This is a genomic window from Chamaesiphon sp. VAR_48_metabat_403, assembly GCF_031422475.1.
Taxonomy (GTDB): Bacteria; Cyanobacteriota; Cyanobacteriia; order Cyanobacteriales; family Chamaesiphonaceae; genus Chamaesiphon.
This window is the reverse complement of sequence record NZ_JANPLS010000223.1, coordinates 1-4,875: the sequence shown is the minus strand read 5'-3', so window position 1 is coordinate 4,875 and position 4,875 is coordinate 1. Positions and strand designations below refer to the sequence as shown.

Sequence of the window (4,875 nt, the reverse complement as noted above, 5' to 3'; positions counted from 1 at the left end):
GAATAAGTAGCGCAGGAATCGAGTGCAGATGTAGGGATATAATGATAACTTAGTTGTGGCGATCTCTGCTGTTGCAGCGGCTTCGCCAACGGCTATCGTGCATTAAAGCCGCTGAGGAGCAAATTGGCTCATTCTAGTGTCCGAACAGTTAGCGTTTAAGGTAAATATGGATCGATCTTCCACCCGCAAAAACTTTTTAGACATTTTAACCGATCCGACGACGATCGCCATTATAGGTTCGATCGCCCTACATGCCACCATTGGGGCAATATTACCCTTTCTGACCCAACCAGACAAAGCAGCTACAAAAGACGGCCCCACCATAGTCAAGGTCGTCCAACTTACTCCCAACGAGCTGCAACGCATCCCCCAAGCCCCCCAAACGCCTCAAGTCCCCACGCCGCAAGTTTCAGCTAAACCAACAGCCCCTACTCGACCAACCGCGACTGCTGCTAACACCAAATTCTCGACCGCGCCTCAAACCATTCCCTTTTCGCCACAGCGTCCTTCTGACGGCACGATTTTTAAACCACCCACCCCCACCAAAAAGCAAACAGCAGTTCCTCAAAAACAACCTGTCGCCCCAGATTTCGACCCCGAAAATGTTTTCAAACCAAAAAAAACGGCTACCAAACCATCGCCGCAAGTATCGCCACCTGTAAAAATTAAACCTGTAAAAAAGACAAAACCCTCTCCCACCCCAGATCTAGACACCGCCACCGATGACAATGGTGGCGACAATCCACCGATGGCAGACCCATCGCCCAACCCCAATAGTCAAGCGCAACAACCGCCAGCAACTCCAAAACCTACGCCTACGCCCACTCCTACCACCACTCCCACACCTCAGCCATCTGGTACTCCAACTGGTAATAATGGTGGCTTTTATGGAAAATATACCGACGCAGCTCTCAAGCAACTAAGCTCATACATGACAGAATATGGGGTTAAAGACCCTTATCCGTCAAAAACGATTGCACTCAATTATCCACAAGGAATGCTCTGCGAAAAAGAAAAACAAACTCCTTTTATCGTGCTAATGGCTGTTTTGGATAAAGTTCCTGAAAATCCAGATGAAGCTATTTTAGGTTCTATTAAGGCAGACGGCTTAAAAATCAAAACATTTACAGATCGAGATACCCCACAGCAACAAAAGTTAGGAGAAATTGCCACAAAATCGGCAATAGAGGCATTAAAGATAGCCGATAGCAGTCGTCCAGAAAAAGATAAAGGTAAACGAGTTATCTATCAATATCTCGTCAAGTTCGATCCGACAACTTGTAAAAAATAACCTAGACTTAGGTCGGAGATCTGGAATCAAAAATTTAGTTGGAGTTGGATATTAAAGAGCGAAATGATTCATCATGAGGATCGACTCGAATACACCGACACCAATTTACTAAATCGAGGTTGAATTTACGGGCGAGTTGTTGCAGTCTGTCGATCGAATCTTCCGTTGGAGATATATTAGCATCTTGACCGATCGCCATGACGCGGACTTTACTATTTGGTGCGATGCCATAGATACAAAAGTCGTCGTTTAAGGCAAATGAATAACCATCAGCAATCGGTGATTGCGATCCGTCGTAAGTTATCCCGGCGGATTTAGTAGTAATTTTTAATATACTGGCTAGATGGGTTAAAGTAATATTACCAACGATCGGAATTTCGGGTTTCGATCGCAAGTGCATTGCACTCCAGCCAGCTCCAACAGTGGCGGTTTCGTGAATTAGTCTAATTTTGGCAATCTCTTTATCGACTTTATCGGCGAGCTGATGAGAAATTAATTCAAATTGTCGCCAATCATCTTCAGCAAATGTTAATTCATGACCGGAAAGCGGGCGACTATCGACTTCTGGAATTACTTTAGAGATCGATGGTAAGCTATATAATACATTGTTAGGATCGATCGATTCGATTCGCCGAATCCATAAAATTAACATCTTTGATTTGGTATATTGAGCGCGAGTTTTCGGTCGAGCATTAAGAACTTGCCAATCTGCGCCACTAAGATCGATCGTGGTATCTCGCTCGAATGAATCTGGTAAATTCTGTGCTGGAATGTGGGTGAGTCCTAACGATTCACCAGTCAGCTCGTCAATAAATGTGACTTCGATATTTAAACTAAATGATGTCATAATCTACCAAGTATATCGAAATAAATATCGATTTTTTACGCGTCGCTCGATCGATTTATCGCTGACCGATCGATCTTTCTACTCTCGCGATTCACTTAACTGTGGCTTTGCTATTTTAACACATTAATTTTGTGAACGTTGCTATTATTATTGAGTTACGATTGACTCGTGCATGAGTAATTGCGATTATTTTCGATCCTGTCGATCGAGAGTATTATAAGCCCGTTCTTGCTTGGAGATCGCTTTATGATAGCTATCTAAATCACCTAAGTCGTGAAATAAATTAGCCGATCGATCGAAGTCAGCAATGGCACCTGTTTTATCTTTTAAGACCATTTTATTCAGACCGCGATTGTAGTAAGCTTTGGCATAATTAAGATCGATCGAGATTGCCAGATCGTAGTCTGAAATTGCGCCTAGATTATCGCCAATTTCACATTTAATATTACCTCGATTATAAATGGCTTTGAGATATGTTGGATCGATAGCAATCGCCCGATCGTAATCAGCAACTGCCGCAGCATTATTGCCTAAATCGTGATTGGTATTACCTCGTTGATAATATGCTTGGGCATAATTTGAATCGACTTCAATCGCCCGATCGAAGTCGATAATTGCCGCCGCTCGATCGTCCGATGCTAACTTTGCCAAACCCCGATTGTAGTAAGCTTTAGCATAATTGGCATCGTGTTTAATCGCCCAACTATAATCGGCAATTGCTGGTGAAATATTACCAGCTTTCATTCGAGCGCGACCGCGATTGTAATAAGCTTTGGCATAGTTATTATCGAGATTAATCGCCCGATTGTAATCAGCAATCGAGCCTGCTAAATCGCCAATTTGTCCTTTCGCCAAGCCGCGATTATTATAAGCTTGAGGATAGTTAGGATTGAGTTCGATCGCTCGATCGTAATCGATAATTGCGCCTGCTAAATCGCCCAAAGCATGTTTGTCTACGCCTTGACGGTTGTAATTTTTAACTTGCTGAAAATCGATACCAAATGGCTTACTATTCGCTTCAGTAATCGGAATATGACGATCGTTCATTACTGCCTTGTCTCCCTTGAAATTGGCTTGTCATACATTCTAATTATTGTAAGTATGGGGACAACCGAGATCTCTCGATCGCAAATATTATCATTTTGTCAGCCTTTAGCGATCGAATCTAGTAGTATCGGTATTCGATCGGACTGTTATTTAAAGATACTCCTGTTTGGCGATGCGATCGTTTCATCTTTTTGATTGAGTCAGGCATATTTATACCAAATTAAATTTGATAGACGATAGATTGGCTCCTCCCCTGCTTGGTGCGCTTAACCGTCGGGGAACCCGACGTTGGCGAAGCCACTCCGAAGGAGTTACGCGCATCCGCTTTATAAGGGGAGGTTGGGTGGGGTAAAGATCTGTAGCTTTCATCATTTAAATTGGTATTACTACGCTCGGTTGTCAATTCGATCGGGCGCGGTGGGTATCCTACGATCGTGCTACTTACCAAATTGGGTTTTATGGGAATTTTTATCTTCATCGTCGTATTAGGCGCAATCCTTGGATACCCCTCTTCTGTCACTCTGGGTGAGCTAAAATTGACGTGCAGTTGCAACGGCGTTACGATCTGCAGGACGGTGGTATTTAGTATTGGGTAATAGTGAATAGACATAGATTGATATTCGTCTTGTATATTATTTAACACTTGATTTAAAATCATTCAGTATAAAGTCTCAAATAAACATAGATCGTCATGAATCAAAGTCAAAATTATCTTAACGCTAGTTCTCAAGGTAAAAATCAGTGGTGGCGTTATTCGATTGGTATTTTACTAATTTTATTCTTTTATTTGATTCTGGGTTCGATCGCTGCACTGGTTATTTTTCTAATCAACGATCATATATCATCAATAGAACTTTCAGATTCAATATTGTTGACTAAAAAGTTCGAGGCATTCTTAAAAATACCTTCGACTTCAGCTTATGCAGTAGCCAATATGCCTTCATTATTTGGAGCGATCGGGTTATTAATTGCAGTTGTTTTTGTACATCAGCGAAAGTTTAATAGTCTAGTTAGAGCAGATCGAGTAATTAAATGGCGCAGGATATTTACTGGATTCTTAGTCTGGTGGTTAATCGGCTGTCTATTCGCTGGAATTGACTATTTACTCAACCCCAAAAATTACGTATTATCCTTTACTCAAGACTGGTTTTTCTGTCTACCACTTGCTTTGATACTAACTCCCCTTCAAACTTCTTTTGAAGAGCTATTTTTCAGAGGCTATTTAATGCAGGGAATGGCACTAATTCTCCGCAATCGAGTTGCACTAGCGATTATTAATGGCACATTATTTATGCTCCCGCATCTTGCGAACCCCGAATTACAGCGTGGCGGAATTATTGCACTTTACTACCTAATATTTGGCACGGCTCTCGCGGCTTTGGCTATTCGTGACAATGGCTTAGAGCTAGCTTTAGGCATTCATGCTGCCAATAATTTACAGCTATTGCTGTTTAATGCTAAAGATTCTGCTTTACCAATTCCTTCGATCTGGCAAGTACAAGTTCCTAATCCTCCAATAATCGATGTTATCTTATCTGCCTTAATGTTAGCAGCAGTCTACTACTTTTTCTTTGGTCGATCGAAAACATCAAAAAGCTCGTAAATGGTAGGTTGGTTTGAAGAATCAAGCCCAACATTTTTAGGGTGTTTCTATGTTCGTTGGGTTTCGCTGTCGCTCTACCCAACCTAC

4 protein-coding genes are annotated in these 4,875 nt (G+C 41.9%); 2 read left to right on the top strand and 2 right to left on the bottom strand.

What is annotated here, in order from left to right; all coding sequences use genetic code 11:
- Nucleotides 1-136 precede the first annotated feature (136 nt).
- Nucleotides 137-1,291, top strand: a complete 1,155-nt coding sequence (locus RMO79_RS10550; protein ID WP_310483107.1) for a hypothetical protein — start codon at nucleotides 137-139, stop codon at nucleotides 1,289-1,291.
- A 34-nt stretch (nucleotides 1,292-1,325) separates the two neighbouring features.
- Here RMO79_RS10550 and RMO79_RS10545 read toward each other — a convergent pair whose 3' ends face one another.
- Both RMO79_RS10545 and RMO79_RS10540 read right to left on the bottom strand, forming a co-directional pair.
- Entirely contained in the window at nucleotides 1,326-2,138 is an 813-nt protein-coding gene (locus tag RMO79_RS10545; protein WP_310483106.1) for a hypothetical protein, read from the bottom strand.
- Nucleotides 2,139-2,324: 186 nt separating this feature from the next.
- Entirely contained in the window at nucleotides 2,325-3,185 is an 861-nt protein-coding gene (locus RMO79_RS10540) for a tetratricopeptide repeat protein (RefSeq protein WP_310483105.1), read from the bottom strand.
- 691 nt (nucleotides 3,186-3,876) lie between these two features.
- Here RMO79_RS10540 and RMO79_RS10535 point away from each other — a divergent pair.
- Nucleotides 3,877-4,788, top strand: a complete 912-nt coding sequence (locus RMO79_RS10535) for a type II CAAX endopeptidase family protein (protein ID WP_310483104.1) — start codon at nucleotides 3,877-3,879, stop codon at nucleotides 4,786-4,788.
- The last annotated feature ends 87 nt before the right edge of the window (nucleotides 4,789-4,875 follow it).

What these genes read in the sequence shown, in the direction of transcription:
- RMO79_RS10545 (WP_310483106.1), bottom strand. Translation starts at nt 2,138, where the DNA reads ATGACATCATTTAGTTTAAATATCGAAGTCACATTTATTGACGAGCTG.
- RMO79_RS10540 (WP_310483105.1), bottom strand. Translation starts at nt 3,185, where the DNA reads ATGAACGATCGTCATATTCCGATTACTGAAGCGAATAGTAAGCCATTT.
- RMO79_RS10535 (WP_310483104.1), top strand. Translation starts at nt 3,877, where the DNA reads ATGAATCAAAGTCAAAATTATCTTAACGCTAGTTCTCAAGGTAAAAAT.